The sequence below is a fragment of the Prochlorococcus sp. MIT 0916 genome (genome assembly GCF_047305155.1).
Taxonomy (GTDB): Bacteria; Cyanobacteriota; Cyanobacteriia; order PCC-6307; family Cyanobiaceae; genus Prochlorococcus_B.
The window spans coordinates 1,807,721-1,825,714 of record NZ_CP138980.1; the positions used below are offsets into that span (position 1 = coordinate 1,807,721).

29 protein-coding genes are annotated in these 17,994 nt (G+C 33.6%); 9 read left to right on the forward strand and 20 right to left on the reverse strand.

What is annotated here, in order from left to right:
* Position 1: 1 nt before the first annotated feature.
* Positions 2-466 carry a hypothetical protein gene (locus SIB53_RS09935; RefSeq protein ID WP_413678034.1) on the reverse strand — a complete coding sequence of 155 codons (465 nt, stop codon included), beginning with the start codon at positions 464-466 and terminating at the stop codon, positions 2-4.
* Between the two features lie 341 nt (positions 467-807).
* Positions 808-948: a hypothetical protein gene (locus tag SIB53_RS09940; RefSeq protein ID WP_219046019.1), complete on the reverse strand. Its 141-nt coding sequence runs from the start codon at positions 946-948 to the stop codon at positions 808-810.
* Between the two features lie 252 nt (positions 949-1,200).
* Between SIB53_RS09940 and SIB53_RS09945 the strand changes: the two genes are divergently transcribed.
* Positions 1,201-1,389 carry a hypothetical protein gene (locus tag SIB53_RS09945; protein WP_413678035.1) on the forward strand — a complete coding sequence of 63 codons (189 nt, stop codon included), beginning with the start codon at positions 1,201-1,203 and terminating at the stop codon, positions 1,387-1,389.
* Positions 1,390-1,534: 145 nt separating this feature from the next.
* On the opposite strand, the gene SIB53_RS09950 is transcribed toward SIB53_RS09945, so the two are convergent.
* On the reverse strand, positions 1,535-1,867 hold the full coding sequence (locus SIB53_RS09950) for a hypothetical protein (protein WP_413678036.1): 333 nt from the start codon (positions 1,865-1,867) through the stop codon (positions 1,535-1,537).
* Positions 1,868-2,603: 736 nt separating this feature from the next.
* Here SIB53_RS09950 and SIB53_RS09955 point away from each other — a divergent pair.
* Positions 2,604-2,690 (forward strand): hypothetical protein, encoded by an 87-nt coding sequence (locus tag SIB53_RS09955; RefSeq protein ID WP_413679153.1) that lies wholly within the window; start codon positions 2,604-2,606, stop codon positions 2,688-2,690.
* Between the two features lie 115 nt (positions 2,691-2,805).
* On the opposite strand, the gene SIB53_RS09960 is transcribed toward SIB53_RS09955, so the two are convergent.
* Positions 2,806-2,979: a hypothetical protein gene (locus SIB53_RS09960; protein WP_413678037.1), complete on the reverse strand. Its 174-nt coding sequence runs from the start codon at positions 2,977-2,979 to the stop codon at positions 2,806-2,808.
* Positions 2,980-3,099: 120 nt separating this feature from the next.
* Positions 3,100-3,612 (reverse strand): hypothetical protein, encoded by a 513-nt coding sequence (locus tag SIB53_RS09965; RefSeq protein ID WP_413678038.1) that lies wholly within the window; start codon positions 3,610-3,612, stop codon positions 3,100-3,102.
* 711 nt (positions 3,613-4,323) lie between these two features.
* Between SIB53_RS09965 and SIB53_RS09970 the strand changes: the two genes are divergently transcribed.
* Positions 4,324-4,494, forward strand: a complete 171-nt coding sequence (locus SIB53_RS09970; protein WP_413678039.1) for a hypothetical protein — start codon at positions 4,324-4,326, stop codon at positions 4,492-4,494.
* A gap of 46 nt (positions 4,495-4,540) precedes the next feature.
* Here the strand turns inward: SIB53_RS09970 and SIB53_RS09975 are convergent, their stop codons facing one another.
* The 7 genes from SIB53_RS09975 to SIB53_RS10005 form a co-directional block, all read right to left on the reverse strand.
* Positions 4,541-4,702, reverse strand: coding sequence for a hypothetical protein (locus tag SIB53_RS09975; RefSeq protein WP_413678040.1), 162 nt, complete (start codon positions 4,700-4,702; stop codon positions 4,541-4,543).
* Between the two features lie 850 nt (positions 4,703-5,552).
* Complete coding sequence (locus tag SIB53_RS09980) at positions 5,553-5,882, reverse strand: hypothetical protein (protein WP_413678041.1); 330 nt, start codon at positions 5,880-5,882, stop codon at positions 5,553-5,555.
* Between the two features lie 319 nt (positions 5,883-6,201).
* Entirely contained in the window at positions 6,202-6,399 is a 198-nt protein-coding gene (locus tag SIB53_RS09985) for a hypothetical protein (protein ID WP_269625030.1), read from the reverse strand.
* Positions 6,400-6,945: 546 nt separating this feature from the next.
* On the reverse strand, positions 6,946-7,242 hold the full coding sequence (locus SIB53_RS09990) for a DUF3303 domain-containing protein (RefSeq protein ID WP_413678042.1): 297 nt from the start codon (positions 7,240-7,242) through the stop codon (positions 6,946-6,948).
* A gap of 146 nt (positions 7,243-7,388) precedes the next feature.
* Positions 7,389-7,778 (reverse strand): hypothetical protein, encoded by a 390-nt coding sequence (locus SIB53_RS09995; protein ID WP_413678043.1) that lies wholly within the window; start codon positions 7,776-7,778, stop codon positions 7,389-7,391.
* 234 nt (positions 7,779-8,012) lie between these two features.
* On the reverse strand, positions 8,013-8,216 hold the full coding sequence (locus tag SIB53_RS10000; RefSeq protein ID WP_413678044.1) for a hypothetical protein: 204 nt from the start codon (positions 8,214-8,216) through the stop codon (positions 8,013-8,015).
* 829 nt (positions 8,217-9,045) lie between these two features.
* A complete protein-coding gene (locus SIB53_RS10005) occupies positions 9,046-9,330 on the reverse strand; it encodes a cytochrome oxidase (protein ID WP_413678045.1) in 285 nt (94 codons plus the stop codon).
* Positions 9,331-9,883: 553 nt separating this feature from the next.
* On the opposite strand from SIB53_RS10005, the gene SIB53_RS10010 reads away from it, so the two are divergent.
* Both SIB53_RS10010 and SIB53_RS10015 read left to right on the forward strand, forming a co-directional pair.
* Positions 9,884-10,156, forward strand: a complete 273-nt coding sequence (locus SIB53_RS10010; RefSeq protein ID WP_413678046.1) for a DUF3303 domain-containing protein — start codon at positions 9,884-9,886, stop codon at positions 10,154-10,156.
* A gap of 244 nt (positions 10,157-10,400) precedes the next feature.
* A complete protein-coding gene (locus tag SIB53_RS10015; RefSeq protein WP_413678047.1) occupies positions 10,401-10,682 on the forward strand; it encodes a hypothetical protein in 282 nt (93 codons plus the stop codon).
* 83 nt (positions 10,683-10,765) lie between these two features.
* On the opposite strand, the gene SIB53_RS10020 is transcribed toward SIB53_RS10015, so the two are convergent.
* The 4 genes from SIB53_RS10020 to SIB53_RS10035 are packed head-to-tail and all read right to left on the reverse strand — an operon-like array spanning position 10,766 to position 11,397.
* A complete protein-coding gene (locus tag SIB53_RS10020; RefSeq protein WP_413677988.1) occupies positions 10,766-10,891 on the reverse strand; it encodes a chlorophyll a/b-binding protein in 126 nt (41 codons plus the stop codon).
* Entirely contained in the window at positions 10,891-11,037 is a 147-nt protein-coding gene (locus tag SIB53_RS10025) for a high light inducible protein (RefSeq protein ID WP_219046122.1), read from the reverse strand. The genes SIB53_RS10020 and SIB53_RS10025 overlap by 1 nt, the downstream gene beginning before the upstream one ends.
* Positions 11,037-11,156: a high light inducible protein gene (locus tag SIB53_RS10030; protein ID WP_011294968.1), complete on the reverse strand. Its 120-nt coding sequence runs from the start codon at positions 11,154-11,156 to the stop codon at positions 11,037-11,039. The genes SIB53_RS10025 and SIB53_RS10030 overlap by 1 nt, the downstream gene beginning before the upstream one ends.
* Positions 11,157-11,190: 34 nt before the next feature.
* Entirely contained in the window at positions 11,191-11,397 is a 207-nt protein-coding gene (locus SIB53_RS10035) for a high light inducible protein (protein WP_413677989.1), read from the reverse strand.
* A gap of 736 nt (positions 11,398-12,133) precedes the next feature.
* Between SIB53_RS10035 and psbA the strand changes: the two genes are divergently transcribed.
* From psbA to nei, 3 genes are all read left to right on the forward strand, one after another.
* A complete protein-coding gene (psbA, locus tag SIB53_RS10040; protein WP_011294225.1) occupies positions 12,134-13,216 on the forward strand; it encodes a photosystem II q(b) protein in 1,083 nt (360 codons plus the stop codon).
* 206 nt (positions 13,217-13,422) lie between these two features.
* Positions 13,423-14,049 (forward strand): hypothetical protein, encoded by a 627-nt coding sequence (locus tag SIB53_RS10045; RefSeq protein ID WP_413678048.1) that lies wholly within the window; start codon positions 13,423-13,425, stop codon positions 14,047-14,049.
* A gap of 198 nt (positions 14,050-14,247) precedes the next feature.
* A complete protein-coding gene (gene nei, locus SIB53_RS10050) occupies positions 14,248-15,093 on the forward strand; it encodes an endonuclease VIII (RefSeq protein WP_413678049.1) in 846 nt (281 codons plus the stop codon).
* Between the two features lie 1,098 nt (positions 15,094-16,191).
* Here the strand turns inward: nei and SIB53_RS10055 are convergent.
* Together SIB53_RS10055 and SIB53_RS10060 are read right to left on the reverse strand one after the other, a co-directional pair.
* Positions 16,192-16,455, reverse strand: coding sequence for a hypothetical protein (locus SIB53_RS10055; RefSeq protein ID WP_413678050.1), 264 nt, complete (start codon positions 16,453-16,455; stop codon positions 16,192-16,194).
* A 4-nt stretch (positions 16,456-16,459) separates the two neighbouring features.
* Positions 16,460-16,846, reverse strand: a complete 387-nt coding sequence (locus tag SIB53_RS10060) for a putative quinol monooxygenase (protein WP_413679154.1) — start codon at positions 16,844-16,846, stop codon at positions 16,460-16,462.
* Between the two features lie 331 nt (positions 16,847-17,177).
* Between SIB53_RS10060 and SIB53_RS10065 the strand changes: the two genes are divergently transcribed.
* On the forward strand, positions 17,178-17,342 hold the full coding sequence (locus SIB53_RS10065) for a hypothetical protein (RefSeq protein WP_413678051.1): 165 nt from the start codon (positions 17,178-17,180) through the stop codon (positions 17,340-17,342).
* Positions 17,343-17,386: 44 nt separating this feature from the next.
* On the opposite strand, the gene SIB53_RS10070 is transcribed toward SIB53_RS10065, so the two are convergent.
* Complete coding sequence (locus tag SIB53_RS10070; protein ID WP_413678052.1) at positions 17,387-17,746, reverse strand: hypothetical protein; 360 nt, start codon at positions 17,744-17,746, stop codon at positions 17,387-17,389.
* A 47-nt stretch (positions 17,747-17,793) separates the two neighbouring features.
* A complete protein-coding gene (locus SIB53_RS10075) occupies positions 17,794-17,949 on the reverse strand; it encodes a hypothetical protein (protein ID WP_413678053.1) in 156 nt (51 codons plus the stop codon).
* Positions 17,950-17,994 lie beyond the last annotated feature (45 nt).

The window sequence follows — 17,994 nt, forward strand, 5'->3', positions numbered from 1 at the left end:
CTTAATTCATATCCATTCCTATTTCCATTTCATTCATAGAAACCTCACTCTGATCATTATCTAATGGTACTAAAGTAATTTCAGGCAATTTTTCTTCGTTTACTTCAGGCAAGGATGGTTCAATAACTATCCCGAGAGGATTATCACCATTGTCTTCTAGAGTTAACGGCTCATGTAAAAGAGACTTGTCTTCTTCATTTGTCAGCAATTCTGACTCTGTTAAAAGATTATTATCTTCACTAGTTATTCTCTCACTTTTATCCTTTATTAGTAATTTCGAAAGATCAACAACGTCTATGAGTACTGTCTTCTGACTTTTATAAATATCTTGTATAACATTAATTATCTCACCAGATTTCGTGGGTTGGGAAATAAATGTAAAACAAGTCCAGCCAGCCAGAATAATTGAGATTAAGACAATAGAAATAAAAGCAGAATACATTGCTCTTATTATTGCTTTGATCATTCGTAATTATAGATATTGTTAAATCTAGGCACATCATTTGATACTTAAAACGTCCTCTTCACACCCTGTAAAGGCGTATAAATACCTTGGGGTTTACTCTCTTGGGATTTGCTAGCCGATTAGAGTATAAATATTAAAGGAAGTTTAGGGAGCTTAATTATGTCTTTAAATCCATTCAAACTTTTAATTCATAATATTCGAGCATTATTCCTCAGTAACATTCAAACGGACAAACAACGGAAAGATGAGGAACAGGAATGCTTACAGTTTGGGATTTGTGATGTGCAAGCCCAATCACCTAGACCAGAAGAGTTGTATTTTGGATAAAAATAAATCCAGCACTATGCCACTTCAGGAATATTTTCAATAAATTCATCTAATTCTTGAAATTTTCGTTCTAAATAAATGATCTTTTTGGTTTCCGTCATTTCATCAGAATAAAATTTTACTGGCAAATGAGAAAGCAGGTTATCACCACTCATCAATCAAGTTCCACTTTATATTCAATCTATTAAACCTAATAATCTAAAAAAACCAATATCTAAAACTATTAAAATATTATATGTCTCACTTAAAATCTTCAAAAAATTACCACAGAGATAAGTTTATCCAAATGTACAATTTATTAGAGCCTATCTGCAGATTATTGAAACCACATTAATACTTAGGTGTTTATTCTCTAGGTATCATTCACCCTATAGGAGTAGAAATAAATTGTGGATCTTCGACCTCCTATGTCCTACGGAAATCGCTTTACTCAATTGACTACTGAGGCTGCAGAAAAAGCTGCTCGACTTGTTCTTAGTCAACTATCTGAAAGACTCAGTTTTTCTAAGCATCCATCAAACAACGATGAAGAAATGGAGTGCTTGCAATTTGGTATTTGTTCCTATCAAGCTCAACCACAAAGAGTAAATTTCTAGTGCCTTAAATGAAATACATTGAATTAATTTTAATATTTTCGTCATTATCATTGACGTTTTTAGGTTTCTCTTTTCTCGCTATTTAAGAAAGTGTAAACCTTATAAATATTAGAATGACTCTTTAATTGCTGAATAGCTTAATAAGTCATTGATTATCAGAGTCCTCCAAAAGATCAGAATATTCTGGTGACTTTGATATAGGCAACTCAGAAGCGCTATTAGTCGACCTCACTAACAACGCAATTAATTCTGTTGTCCTTTTATTATTAACAACATTGCTACCATGAGCTGATACGGCTGCTCCGGAGACAAGAGCCGTGATTGGCTTCCACCAAGGAATAGATTTTAGGTCGTTCTTTTGAACTTCCGCTAAGAGAAAACCTATCCCGAACAAAATACCAAATACAGCTCCTGACCATTGGCAAATTTCGGCGGAAATAGATGTGCTTTTTTCGGCAGCATTAATTTGGTCTTCCATTAGGTAAAAGTTGAAAGCTAAAGTTGTGATTTCTTAATTAATATGAAAGCACTTTTTAAATCTAATGAACATAAGTAATTAATCCAATACCAGTCAGATGTATGTAAAAAGATTAAATAATGTCTAATAAAAAACAAGTAAAGAAATTCCTAAAAAAGAAAATGAAAATGAGAAAAATATCAAAAGTAATTCAGTAGTTTTCATTGCTGCTCAGAGTCCTCCATAAGATTTTAATATTGATCGCAATTGAAGAAAATATCTTCTTCTAAAACTTCTTTTAGAACAAACCTTTTAAAGTAAGCCATTTTTGTTTAATATTTTACTAATCTTCTAGCAATAGAAACATAAGCGTGAATGAGTAATATTCGGTTTACATGGTTCGGTTTGATTTACTCATTGCTCTACCACTTGTGCCTTCAGTACAAATCAAAAGCTAACTATATTAAAACTAATTTGCATAACAACATCATTATGACCGAGAAACATTTTTATTTTTTAAAATGTGCTGTAATAGTTTTTCTTATTAATTGATGCAAACTTATTTCATTCATTTGCAGTTTCCCGATCAAGAAGCACATTTGGAAGGGGTTGAAGTTTTGCCCAATACGTTGAAAGTGTTTGATAATCAGACAAGTTTGATGGTTTCTAGATCATCAACACAGTTGTGAATCCATAAGGGGCTAATAAATGGGCGATTATAAAAGGATCCGATCACAAAGCAGTTTGGAAATGGTGTCTGCCTTGGTATAAAGATTTTGGAAATGATGTTGAGGTCATTCCTGTTCTTAGCGAAGAAAACATCTTGCTGTTCATAAAGAGTTGATTAGCTATCAAAGCTTTAAGTCAGTGGGTTGTTTAATAAACCGTCCCAAAATTTGTACTCGATAAAAAAATTAAAAGTATTTCTCTCAGAAGTAATTTTAACAGACACTAAAGTTTTAACTCAAATGAAATACCTTATCGCTAAGTACAAAAATCAAAAGTCCGATCGAACTAATCGCAAGTAAAATTCCACCAAAAATAAGAGTATTGCTTTTTTTAGGTTGTTGTTGTTCATCAACTTTTTGAACATTTTTGGAATTTGTTTTTTTTGTCTGCTTTTTCTTACTCATCAGCTTCAGATTTATTTATTTGATGTACTGAAACTATATATAAACACAACTCTTCGTAGCTCCCACCTTTTCTTCAAATACCAATATTATTGACAATTATTTGTTTTAGAAAAATACACTTCATTTCCCAATAATTTTGACTTGCCCCATTTTTAAACCACTAATTTCAGCTAATTCCTTTTTAAGCTTTTTGGAAGTTTTTCTTTTAAGAGTTCTAAAATTTTGAGCAACAGTGCTTCCTTCAGAATTCTGACCGATGACTGAAAATAAGAAATTTTTCCCTTCCCCTACTTGAGATCCCAAACGTCCTCCTCCATATACGCCTCCAAGCAGAGCTGGTATACACAGTATTCCTGCACTTGCACCACATACTGCAATACCTACAACTGCTCCTGTGTAAGTACCACCAGCAGCACCTGCGACACCGAGGAGAAGGTTATCTTCTTGTCGAACTGAATACCACTGCGAAATATTTTCTTTGGGGATGAAATCGGTTGGTCCTGAGAACCCCTCCTCTGAAAGAGTTATTTGACAATTAGAAACCTCAATACTTGAGTCGTTTTTACTTGAAGTGGATTGACTAACATCACAGAATGCATCATATACTTCAGCTTTTGTAGCAAACGGATGCAATAACCCTATAATTAGCAAAGGCGAGAGTAACAGTTTTGCCATTTATTGCTTGAGTAGAAGTCATGATAATTTTTACTTTTTGATATTACCCAACGTATTTAATTGGACAACCTAAAGCACATAAAACTATCAAAGTAGTGTTTTCCCTCTCGCAATCTTCAATTAGAGGGTTTAAGAATGTATATGTCAAATATACTTGGTAACGTTCTTTACACCTTTACTTATTCCAAGGAGAGAGAAGCGCAGCCTCTTAAGCTTTCTAAAAATTTACAAAAAGACTATTCCCTTGCATACAAAAATTTTTATTATTTATAACTTTCGAACTAAGTGGTTTAGATCCGCTCAAGTTCTTGCGATACTCTGACTTTCAAGCACTGGAACCATCCTCATTTGAGTAAATAGCTATTTCCCTGACTATTTATTCATGCCCATAAATTGACGTATGTTGAGTCTAAGAAAAATGATTACACAATTAGTTCAACTTAAAACTCACCAGAATTTGCATCACTAATTTCCTAGCTATTTATTCATATAAAATCGGGAATGTTCTAAATATTGTTGACAATTCTAAGAAATAGTGAAATCTTTGATTGACGGTGATGTCTAGTCAGTACCGATCCCACAATTCCAAGCTCAATCAATAACTTTTGCTAAGCCAATATTAAAAATTTAATAATCTCATATAAATTTTGCAGACTAACTTAGATCAACATGCAAATCACAACTTTAGGATTGGCTTTCTCTGAGTGGGGGGTTGGTAGATTCCCATTGGATTTAATTGTTTTCCTATCTGTAGTACTTATTTTTGCTTTGCCAGCAGGTATTAATCGAAAAAAAATTTTTGTTGAGGGTGATGCATTCACTAATAGATTCAAAAACTAGTAAGGAACTGACCGTTGTCCTATCAAATCAGTAGTAATAACAAAAATTAGATCGTGGTCATGTAAGCAAGAAAACCAACAGGGACAAAAAGTAAGGCAGCAATAGAAAAACGAACAAATTTCCCTGTGGTTGAATTTAAAGAATAATCAGTGAAATGCTTAGAGTTGTTCCACTCGGACCAGTTTTTAGGGCTATTAGATGAGTTCATTTTTTTGATGATTAAATTGCGTGAGGAACTACGGCTAAGAGAAAGGCATTTACGCAGCAGTTTTTTAAAGATAAATACAGTGTTACTACCATGTAGTTCGGTCGAGGTAGTGCTAACCCTAGAGAAGACTCATTTTATTAAGACTCTGACTTTCCTAAAAATGTTTATCGACACAACAGACGCTATTTATGACTTTTTTATTGACCATGACAAATACATTTACCACCCTTCCACGCAGAGCATTTTTTCTTTTTGCACTTCTTCTTTTTTTTCTTATCTCCCATAAAAATTAAAATTTATTTTTTGATTTTAATAGAAGGTAATGTGCTTGTTGGAGTATAAAATTTAAAAATTTTATCAATAAAATCATTTTCAAGTTTATCAGTCATAAGAAAAACCATTTAATAAATAAGTTGAATTCAATTTTTATTGGTTGGAATACTGAACCAATAAAAATCACAAAACCACAGAATCAAAACAAAGAGTCCAAAAAATATTTTCTATTATTGCAAATCCAAGATAAAAAGGATTATCTGATGAAAAATCAGTAGCTAGTTAAACAGCTGCAATGACTCCTCTTTTAATAGAAAAAGTTCATGTCGTTACATTCATACAATCAATTTTGGTCCTTTGATACATCCTTCTTTCCAACGACATCATGATTATGACAAAAAACTCACCTATCGGTATGCATTTACATTATTGAAGTTGAAGAATGCCGAAGGCAGAAACTAATATATAGATTTAGCAAAAGAAGCCAATCTGATATGGCATCAAATAGTTACCAAAAATCTAAAAACACACCACGTATTAACTGCAGAGCATAGTTAATTTATAAATATTCTTTGAATCAAGCTAAAGCAGGATTTTTCTCAACAAAAGTATTTTTAGCAATTTCAATGAACCTACGAAATTGATTTTTAACTAACGACCCAAGTCCAAGATCAATAAGGATATGCAACACAATGGAAATACAAAAAACCGCATAAAAAATCAGGTGACAAATAAAAGTATTTATAAAATCATTTACATCCTTTTCTTTGTTTGCCTCCGTTTCATTCAAATTTGATGAAACGAAATCAGCAAATGAATTTACACTTGCTGATTCAACCAAACCATGTGGGATCAATTCCTGATCTTTTACTGTTGGAGCAGCAATAGCAGTTGCGGTAGCAGTCATCACCTAAGCCTTAACTAGATCCACCCTACTTTCTTATTCATAAGTTTGTCTTATACCTTAATTATTTCGTTTTAAATCTTGTTCAAATAAGCCATTGTTTCTAAATCTTTCTGCATCATGATTGGAACTTTTTGTACATCAAACCTATTTTTTATTTTAAAAAGTTTTTTTTTCAAGAACGTGGTAATGGTCATAAAAAAATCAATAAATTTATATCTATTAAAGCGATTGATCAAAAAGATTCAATCAGTAAGAGTTACCAACTAAAAAAGGGAGGCTTAGGCCTCCCCTAAAGAAATCGTCTGTCAACTTCTAAATTCTACTTTGTAAAAAGAGAGCTCTTAACTCCAGCTTGTTCCCACTTTTTAATTGTTGGTCTTAGGAATGACATGGGAAGAGCTGTCAAAATTGCGAACGAAACGACAAGAATTAAGTCAGTAGTGAAATGATTTATTCCAAGATCTGTTCCAGCAAGCCAGAGCCAAGGGAATGCAGAAGCAAATAAAGTAGTTAGCATAAATTCTCTTCAATTAAGTGAAGAGCATATAAGACCATTGTGTTCATTTTATTCATTCCTTAGTAAAAATTATCACTACCTTTTCTCATGATTGGGAAAGTATTAAAATCAAAAAAAGTACCGACTTAATTTGATTCACAAGTCTTACCTTTCAGCAATCCATAGGTACACAAAAAGGGATTTTCTATAAGAACAATCCAAAAGGTGGGGGTGGAACAGTATTAACAAGAATGTCTGCATTTATTGTGTTGAAGACAGCAACTAATAATAAGCAATAGATTAAGACCAACTCACCTAACAAAACTTTTCTAGGTGAATGGAAATCTCTTGTGGAACTCGAAATAATTAATAAAAAGCCAATACCTAAATTGCAGGCGGCAACAACATCAGCTAAGCCTCTAACATACAGCAGAGTTTGTACCTAAACAGATGGAGCAATCGTTTCCATTGGGAAACCAACATGCTTATAAGAAGTGCACCCAATAGGAGGTGAAGAGATCGAGTGGTTTTTAGAATCGTTTTTATATTCAAAATCAAGGATTTGCTCTATGGCCTTGTTTTTTTGATCAATGAGATTGTTTCTTCCAGATCTAAACAAGGTTGAATAGATATATCCATCAATTTTCTCCAAGGATGCCAAAGTTTCCATATCGTATCTAAAGAATCTGCCCTAACTACGCAATGACCGGTACCATTCTGAATCATGAAAACCCATGAATAAACCTCATAGGTTTCTGGTCTATTCTCTACTCCACCTGTTTCATACCATTTTACCAACATATCGCCACCGATTTCTTGATCTTCTCCATCATTAAATTCATAAGAGATCAGATAACGCTGCATAACTCAAGGGAAACAAACCAACAAAACTACTTTGCATAGAGTTATGAAAAATTCAATTAAATATGATCTTTCTAGAACTTTTTAATTATCAAATTTATTTGTCACTAAAAATAAAAATGTATTGATGTCTTTCCATAGCCAATCAATTAGTAAGAACAACTATTAATAATAGATTTTTTAATCAACTTATTATTAATGGGGTTTTCCCAATTTTTAACCTGCTTAAGATCATAAGTTACTGGGAATTTACTGAATAATCTATTCTCACAATCGATAGCCATCAAAAAGGGTTCATCATTAATAAGGGTTGAATCATCTGGATCAATCTCGACCTGTTTAGCAATAACTGAAAGAAAACCTTTGTTACTATATTTGATTGAATTAGGTTTTATAGAAAGTAATTCATTATTTGTCCTTGATACTTCTAACCATTCGATCTCCTCAGCAAATATCTTAAAAGAAGAAGAGAAAAATATTAGAAAAAAGATGCAAAAAAAGATCAATCCCTGATATATATAGTTTCTTAAAGTAATCATTATTTATAGCTATTTTTATAATTATGCCTACTGGTGTGAACTAATACAAAATAACAATCTATAACTTATAGTAAATATACATATATTATCTTTTCTTAAACAGTTGAGGTTTTAGGTCTTGACTCAATCTTGTAATAGCCTAAATCAAGGTTGATATCAGATGAAAATTTACTTTATCTATGCTAAACAATGTAATAGTACTTATGTTTTAAGCAGTATCTCAAGACTTTACTCTTACTTGTAAAATTGATTATATGAAAAGTGTTGCTCCATTTCTCGACCCAAAGAAAAAAGGACTTCATTAACTATTTTTAACTGTTTCTCCAATTCACTTCTCTTAAATTGCAGATCCACAAATCTTCTTTGCATCTCTGCTTGCGACCTTTTTAGATAATCATCATTTTGATTAGATGGGTTTGGTGAAGATTGGTTTTTCATTGTATGAAATTAGGTTTAGAGAAGAGAACCTTTATATCCGCTCATAAGCTTTAAATGGTTCTTCAGGTAAGTCGTGTTTCTATCTCTGATCTAATAGAAATAAACAACAATAGTAAATCCGTCTTAATGCGGGAGTATTATGACCTCCGTTTTCTTACCTCAGCATTTACTAGGACTAGAAGAGTCAAGGAATAATTTGTCCAGTAATTGCATATGCACCTATGCCAAAAATAATTCCAATCATGGCAGCCAGCCATTATATTTTTCAGCTTTGCTTGGATTGTAATTCGAAGAAAACCATTGAGTGATAGTTTCTATCATTAGTGATTTGCCTTTAATTCAATAGTAATGAGATCATGTAAATATCTAGCTACAAAAGCTACTTTTATTAGTCAGCATCAGTAATTACAACTATAAATAAATCAAATATCTACCTTATGAATGTATTCCATGTTAACTTTAGACGGTAGACAATTTGCACTTGACTTAGATTAGATACGTAGACTTTGAAGTTTCATTTACTAATAATTTACTCTTCCTAGAGATTTTATTAATAGAAATCAAGGCTAAGTCATAAGAAGATAAACCAATCTCATTTTCAAAAGAAAGATGCTTGGCTATTGTTTTTTGTTTTGTAATAATTACCTTAGGGGTATCCATTCAAATCACCTGTATAGATTTCAAATAAAATCTCTACAGGTGAGACTTGCAAGAGATATGAAGACACTTTGATAAGTGTTCATCAAAATTAAGTACGATAAAAAAATTGCCAACAAAACTACTCTTAGATGCAAAATCTCTTCTTTAAAAAATAGTAGTTCATCTTAGCTTATTTTTCAGAGACAGCTTTTGTCTTTGTTTTTTTCTTCTTTGGTTTTTGAAGCTTATAACCAAATTCAATAAGTTTATGATATGTCATTTTAGCTTGTAAAGCACTTAAAGATAGACGTTTTTCATCATCTTTTTGAAGATAGAAATTTCCTTTATTATTGTTATCTGTCTCAATAGTAATAAATTCTTTTCCTTTCTTAAGAATCCAAGGCTCTTTTAGATAATTATCGTCACCCTCATTTAAATCCCATGGAACTGGTACTGTCTTTTTCTTTAATGGCATTTTGAAAAATTAGCTACCATATTTTCTATTTTACATGGAAGTCTTACTATTTCCAGTAAAATCTAATAAAGCTCAAGATTATTGTGATAATAACAGGTATCTTGTCCTATAGAAGTTAGAATTTTTATTGGTATTTCATATGGTTTTATTTAAACCGCTCTTTTGCTTAGCCGCTATTAATTTAGAAGCAATTGGGTTGATCCTATTCTCATATTTTCTTGATCGGTAGATGTCAAATTTACAAATTTCATCGCCACTCAGAAAACAATCATCAATAAAATCATCAAGAACTCGTGATGGCATTTAAATAAAAAATGATTAAACAATTAATGCGTCATTAGAAACAACAAACAAGTCCGTCTTAACACCTAATTAACTAATCTCCCGACTTAATCTCTTCACTACGCTCTGATCAATCAGAAATATCCTCTATTCTAAAAAATTTAAATCCTTTATCCAATCTATAAAAAGATGGTAAGTATCAAGATGTGATCATCGTTACGAGCAAAAAATACAAAATTCGTTTATAAGTATCAAGATTACAAAATGATTCATGCTCTACATTCAGCATTGGAAATTCAAGCCTGGTTTCCACCAAAAAGGTGCAGAAAAATTCTTAACTACTGGAGCTCCGTATGCCGGGGCAGAAATGCTGGGTAGATATCACGCTCCTGGATCACTTGAAGGCTGGATTCTTGTTAAAGCAGAAGATCCAAAAGCACTTTATGAACATGCCGCTGAATGGGCTGAATTTCTAGATTGGGAAACTACTCCAGTATTTACAGATGAGGAAGCTGGTCCAATTTGCGCAAAAATCTACAGTTAAATCAAAATTTGATTAATTAAGCTTGAGGTAATTGAGATGAAAGACTTAATTCGATAGTCTTTTATCTCAAACCAATATGACAAATCTTTTTCTAAACTTTTTAACGATGAAAAAATCTTGTTAAATAGCATCTGACACGTCGAGAGGATGTGAGACATTAAAGACAGCTGATAACTGTCTTAGTACATTAATGTTTTTCTTTAGCCTTATTAGTTAAATTATTAAAAAATGGCATTATGAGTCAATGAGCCGATTAGATGATTTAAAAAATTTACTTAATAGTTTTTTCAATAGCAGAAAATCTAAAGGTAGAGAGATGAAAAGAGTTTTCCAATTGAGAAGGTATCTTGAGTGGAGAGATTTAACATCTGAAGAAAAGCTATCAGCCAAAAGATTCATATTAATTCCATTATTTGCATATCTCATAATTAAGATTTTAAATGAGAACTTTTCCTTGATTGTTCTATTACTGATTGGATTTGTACTTTATAAAAAATTTGAAAAAGGAGATATTATCAAAAAATAAAATAATAAATTGTCAGAGCATCAATAGGCTCCTTCTCTAATGACAGAGAAGAGGCCTTTTTTAGTTAGATTTAAATGCTAAGACTACACAATTCCTGGAATGATCCAGCCTGTTAATCCGTAGTTAATTACAGCAGCAAAGAAGCCCATCATCGCAAGGCGACCATTCGTCTGCTCTGCTGTTTTCCAGTAGTTAGTTTCTTTGTTCATTATACAAAACCTGGAATGATTTGACCGGTTGTTAGGTATGCACCGACAAGAGCCAAGCAGCCAACAGATGCAGCGAGACCATTGAGTCTTTCAGCAATTACTTTGCCTTCTTCTACTCTTGGAGTTTCAGTGGTTTGGTTTTTCATTAAACGACACCTGGGATAAGTTGACCGGTTGTTAGGTAGATACCTGTTAGTAGAACGAATGCCATCATGGCTGGTCTGCCGATGCTTCTTTCTAGAATTGTTTTGTTAGATGGTTGCATTGTTTTTAGAAGTTACTTATTAGTAGTTATTCGCTTAGAAAATTCCAGGAATGATTTGACCAGTTGAGAAGTATGAAACCAAAAGACTGATCATGCCGATCATTGCCCAACGGCCATTGGTCTTTTCTGCTTCCTCTGGATAGCTGGTGTAGTCCTCTACAAGCTGAGGCTGTGTTTCACGGCCAAAGATGTTTTGCTTGCCGTACTCAGTGATTACTTGAGATGAGGTTGAGCTTGTCATTACTGGAATTGCGTTTGTGTGAATAAATGTAAAGTATGAATTTTTTAAATGAAAGATACGGTCGGGTACGGCTTCTTCTAATCCTTAACTGCCTTCAACCTTAAATACCAACAACATCAACTAATTAGGAGATATAGATCTAATGATTAGATCTATTGATGACTCTAATAAGTATAAATAGCCCGAAATGGTTAGCCCTACCTCAACGGCCCTACTCCTATTGAGAACCTCTATCTATGTTTCACTCATCTTTTCAAACCACCTAGACCAAACTTTTAGTCATGCTTGCAATCAACAAAACTACTGCTGCAAAACCAATCGTTCTCTGGAATCTTCCTGCACTACTTCTTTTAGTTGGTGCTTATGAAGTTGGTACAACCGTAATTGCTTAATAAGCTCTCTAAGATAATTTATAAAATTCATAACTAATTAAATTTGAGAAATATCAAGTAAATATTAAATAAATATATTGCGGTAAAATAAACCTTTTTGTTGGTATTAATTGTATGTGACTTAATAATATTGGATAAACTTATGCATTAACTTTGTAAGTGGAGCAACAATGTTATCTAATAAGAAATGCTTATTCATGCCAATAGCTTTACTAATTGCTATTAGCAAAAATCTGGTGTGTTTACCCATCCTAGATATCTGATTTAGAAGCTAAATTCCGTCTGTCAGATTTTTTCTGATCTTATTTATTGCTCTTTAGAGCAAATACTTAACGCTCTTATTCATGACCACCATTCAGCAGCAGCGTTCTTCGTTGCTCAAAGGTTGGCCACAATTCTGCGAGTGGGTTACTTCCACCAACAACCGTATTTATGTCGGTTGGTTCGGTGTATTGATGATCCCTTGCCTTCTTGCGGCAACAACTTGTTTCATCGTTGCATTTATCGCTGCTCCTCCAGTTGATATCGACGGTATCCGTGAGCCAGTAGCTGGTTCATTCATGTATGGAAACAACATCATTTCTGGTGCTGTTGTTCCTTCAAGTAACGCTATCGGCCTTCACTTTTACCCAATCTGGGAAGCAGCAACTCTTGATGAGTGGCTATATAACGGTGGCCCTTACCAGCTTGTAATCTTCCACTTCCTTATTGGTATCTCTGCATACATGGGACGTCAGTGGGAGCTTTCATACCGTTTAGGTATGCGCCCATGGATCTGTGTTGCTTACTCAGCTCCTGTATCAGCAGCTTTCGCTGTATTCCTTGTTTACCCATTCGGTCAGGGTTCATTCTCTGATGGTATGCCTCTAGGAATTTCTGGAACATTCAACTTCATGTTCGTTTTCCAGGCTGAGCACAACATCTTGATGCACCCATTCCATATGGCTGGTGTAGCAGGTATGTTCGGTGGTGCTTTGTTCTCTGCAATGCACGGTTCTTTGGTTACTTCATCACTTATCCGTGAGACCACAGGACTTGATTCACAGAACTACGGTTACAAGTTTGGACAAGAAGAAGAGACATACAACATCGTTGCAGCTCATGGCTACTTCGGTCGTTTGATCTTCCAATATGCAAGCTTCAACAACAGCCGTAGCCTTCACTTCTTCTTGGCTTCATGGCCAGTGATTTGTGTTTGGTTGACATCTATGGGCATCTGCACCATGGCGTTCAACTTGAACGGTTTCAACTTCAACCAGTCTGTAGTTGATACTTCAGGCAAGGTTGTACCAACCTGGGGTGACGTACTTAACCGTGCAAACCTTGGTATGGAAGTAATGCACGAGCGTAATGCTCACAACTTCCCACTTGACCTAGCAGCTGCTGAGTCTACTTCTGTAGCTCTTGTAGCACCCGCAATCGGTTAAGTCTTTAACTTGATTTTTTTAAAAGCCCTCTTTTAGAGGGCTTTTTTTTTGCCTTTTTTGATTAGTGAAAAAAAGGAGAGCGACTGATAAGTTCCTATCAAAGCTCTTTAACTGTTAAGTCCTATTGCTCTGTCACTGTGGAAAACCTATAAGAGATTTATATAGGAAAGACTAATCAAGACTGATCTTCCTCATGGTTCCGAAAAATGAATATATCTAAATTTCTATTAATTGATGCAGCATTAGCAATTGCAGCAATACCACTTCTATTTTTGCTTCAAGGTGACAAAAGAAAGTCTCCACTTTTAAAAGGTTCAAATAAAGAAAAACCCTTAAGAAAGACTTCTATCAAACTCCCAGATAAAGAAAAGATTCTACAACTGGAAAAACATGCAAAGAATCAAGGTAGTGGAATTGAATTTTATTCGCTTATTGGAGATTGGAAGTTTGTCTCTGTATGGAAAAAAGACATCGACGAAGAAGATCCTGTCTTTAGTTCGTTGCTTAGAGTTTTCTCTGCAAACATAGCGTTTAAAAAGGACATCTCAACTGAGAATTCAACTAAATTTTCTGTTATCGCATCCATTCAATTTGGACTTTTCACCATAGAGTTTTCAGGTTCTGGTGCTTTAAAAGGTAAGCAACCTTTATTAGCATTCGTTTTTAACTTAATTGAACTGAAATTAGGTCCAAATATTCTATTGAGCAGATCTCTTGAGGAACCCGAAGAAAAGCAAAAGTCATTTTTTGCCCTAATCGCGTTAGAAGAAAATGGCAAATGGCTTTCAGCCAGAGGACAAAGAGGTTCGGTCATAATTTGGTTGAAATCTTGATTCAACGAGTAAAGAAGAAAAATTTATCTTGGAAGTCATTCAATATTTAAGCCAGGAAAATTACATAGCCATCAATGTGGGAGTCAATTGAAGAGAATTTAAGCCTTGGTCTCTCGAGGTGGCAATCATTCATAGATGTTGAACTACTATATAAATTGACCACATTTTTATTGAGAACGACTTAGGATTATATTTAAAATGCCTGAAGGACCAGAGATTAGACGAGCTGGAGATAGGATTAGTAGAGCTTTGGTTGACAAAGAAATTGTTAAAAGTAATTTTTACTATGTACGTATAAAAGATAGGGAGGAAATAGTCAAAAACAAAAATATCAAAGAGATAACAACTAGAGGGAAGGCAATGCTTATCCGATTCAAGAATGGTTGGACAATGTATAGCCATAATCAATTATATGGAAGATGGACAGTCAATTTAAATACAACAAAAATCAAATCAACAAGAGCTCTTAGAGTCGTTTTTAAAACAAAAAAACATACAGTTAGATTGTGGTCGGCGACTGATATTGATTTACTTCCAACATCTGAAGAGCACGAGCATTCATTCTTAAAGAAAATCGGGCCCGATGTACTCAATGAATCTTGTAGTTATAAGTTAATAGAAGAGAGGTTAACTTCGAAAACATTCCATAAAAAGAAAGCCTCAACTTTGATGCTTGATCAAACTGTCTTCGCTGGATTAGGGAACTATCTTCGCTCAGAAATCTTATTTGATGCAAAAATACATCCCGATGATAGACCATTTGATCTTGATAAAACGAGAATTACTCAATGGGCAAAATCAATAAAAAACATCTCCCATTTAGCTTATAAAACCGGAGGTTTTACAGTCTCAAAATATATAGCCGATAGAAACAAAGAGAACGGAGAACCAAGAAAATCTTATAGACATGCTGTTTTCATGAGATACCAATATGAATGTTTAAATTGCAAGAGTCGTATAGAAAGAAAATGGTATGGGAAAAGGAAACTTGATTTTTGCCCTAGTTGTCAAATTCAAACAGGTAAGATTAAACCGTCTAGGTGATGATAATTATCTTGAGTATTTAGCAAGTAAAATCTACTTTAGTTAATCTAGACTTTATGATGAGCTCATCTGAAATTGATAACGAATTAAATTTATAATTGGATTAAAAAAGTCAGCTATTGATAAGTCGTCTCTTTTTAACAACGCAAACGTAGTACTTTTACCCCTCCTACATACTCGCAATTTATTAGTTAACACAGTTGTATCTAGCCAACCCTTTTGAACTTTTTTATTTCTGATAAGAAGCATATTTTTTTACCGAATAATCGCGGCCCTACTGTGCCTGTCTTTTTAAAAGTAACATTTATACGTTTATGATCAATAATATCCAACTCTGCAAGAATATTAGTAGCTAAGAGTTTTCCAAGAAATCCCTTGGGACTAAAAAATCAAGACCTCTATTTTTCTTTGTATCTAATATTTGCAAGTTATCTAATAAAGGAAGATAGTTTAGGAATGGAGTTTTGAACGACTCCATCTTAATTCCCATACACCTATGAGCTGGTCTGGTTGTTTAGTAATGTCTACTGAAGATTCTTTTTCAGCTAATTTAATCAACTGGAGAATTTTCTTTGAATTTTAGCTTGCTCCAGAGTTTCTATTAATTTTAATGTATTGTCAATTATTAAACTAATTGATTGTGAAACTATAAATAATCAATATCTACCTGATTGAGTGAAGAGTGTGAAATAGTCTCAACTCTCTTCACTTGATTAAATGCAATAACTGAAATTCTTTCAGCGGTGTTTACAAAGTTCATCTAGCCAGTTCAACCCTGATTTCTAAAAGGCGAATTGTAGTAAGCCTTGTTAACGGTATAAAGAGTGTATAGAGATACAGCAATGCCCAAAAAGCCAACAACTAGAATTGGAGAGAAAGAGGGGAAAGCATACGTAGGAATTGAAGTCATATTGAATTGTAAATAACCTTTAATTTCTAAAAGATATAACAATCATTTGGCAGGGGTTTTCACGACAGTTAATCACGGTTACCTCTCCAATGGTTCTCAGATTATATGTTCAGTCAAAAATACTCATAATCTCATAACCCAAGTATTCATTTTAAAAATTAAGGCGTACTGAAAAAGCTAGTCATACATTATTCAACAAGCTCAAGCTTATAGACAATATCTTTGCAGTTGTTTGCTTTGTCCCACTCCCTAGCAAATGGAGTATCAAGTATTCCTATAAAAGATTCTAAGCTTGTGACGTTATAAAAGGAATGCGATTTATGGTCATTGATTTTGTTTAAGTCATAGTCAATAACGACTCCACAACCATATTCCTTAACGAAATTTTCAATCGTTTCTTCATAGTATTCAAACGAACAATCAAATGTACATACAATAAAAAGTCTTTCCATTTTATCAGACCCTACTGTAACCAAGTTTGCTTTCAAAGATTTTCAATGGCAATCCAGTGGCTACCATTGCCGCTTTACATTTTTCTCCAACAGTTCCATAAACCTCGACAGTAAAGTTATCTCCAAGTTCTGCATGACCCTGTAAATATGCTCCTACAGGTGGATTTGCTAAATGAGCAAGGAAAGCTTGGTCATTTTTATAAACTTCGGACCAAACGAAACAAAGAGGATTCTCGGGATCTTGATCAAACGTATGGTGCAACATTCCGGGTTCTGAATCCTCAACAGCCTTATCAGTTTTAGCGGCAAGTAATAAATATTCTTGAACCTTATCTGACTTCACTTGAATACGAGCAAGAAGAATAAAAGGTGTTTCGGCTCCGAATGACATTAATTTTTCTGCGATAAAACTAACCATTGCATATTTCTTTTAAAGTTGCTGTAGTAAGAGGCGAACTTTTCAGGCTCTTCTGACATAAGCATTTTTAATTTAAAAATGCTCGGATCTTCAAATCAATGGTGTTAAAAACAAAAAGAACAAGAAGAAAGATTCACCAACCTACTTGATATGACAGGAAGAAGCTACCTGATATATACGTTTTAGATCATTATTTTGGACATTTTTACTACCAACCGAACAGCGTTAATACTCAACTTTCTTTTTTATATAGACAAAATCTGTTTTCAGTTGCAAGGATGTTTTATGAATACCAACTTCGACTATGGATTCTTATACAAAAGATACTCATAGATACGCTTTTGAGCTAGTTAAAGCTGCAAGGTCAATGCCAGTCGATTTAGCTGAAAAGTTGCATCATATAAAACAATTGAGATTTAATTATCAACTTAAGGCGTTAAGAAAAAGAATCAATAAAAGAATTACCTAAGTAGAAGCTAATAGACCATTTTATTGATGTTTCAGCGAAGGTTTTTATGAACTCCTCTCTTTAAATTGATCAGGTATTGGAAAATCTTCTCGTATTTGTTTTAAACGTTTTTTGTAAATAGTTTCGTAATCTGGATCTCGGCTTTTATAGGCGTTATAATTTTGCCCTTCAAAATCTTCTTCTTTAATTAATTCTTCTACTTGCTTAATAAGGTCTCTATAGATATCTGCTCCTACAATCTGTTCATTAGTAAGTTCGTTTCCATGAGAATCAGCGTATTGAATAATCCCTTTGTAAGTAAAAAGCCATTGCCTCCTTGCTAGCGGATCTAATGCGATAACTTCTTTGACTATAAAGCTTGTACAAAGTTTGAACTTGACTTCTAAATCGTTAGTTTCAATCACAAAGGAAGGAGCTTATCTTCCCAAATTGTAGATGGCTATTTTAGAATTCATTGATTGGGTTTGAATCCCTCAACAGGAATGGATTTAATTTCTTTATCAGTTGAGTAATTTTTATTCATTTTTTTCTGCATCTCCGAATTACTCGCCAAGAAGAAAACCCCAAGCGCAGCAATAAATGGGAAAAGTTTTTTTATTGTTTTCATTACTTTTACCAGTAGAAACAGTCTCTTTAAACCCTAGAGAATTAA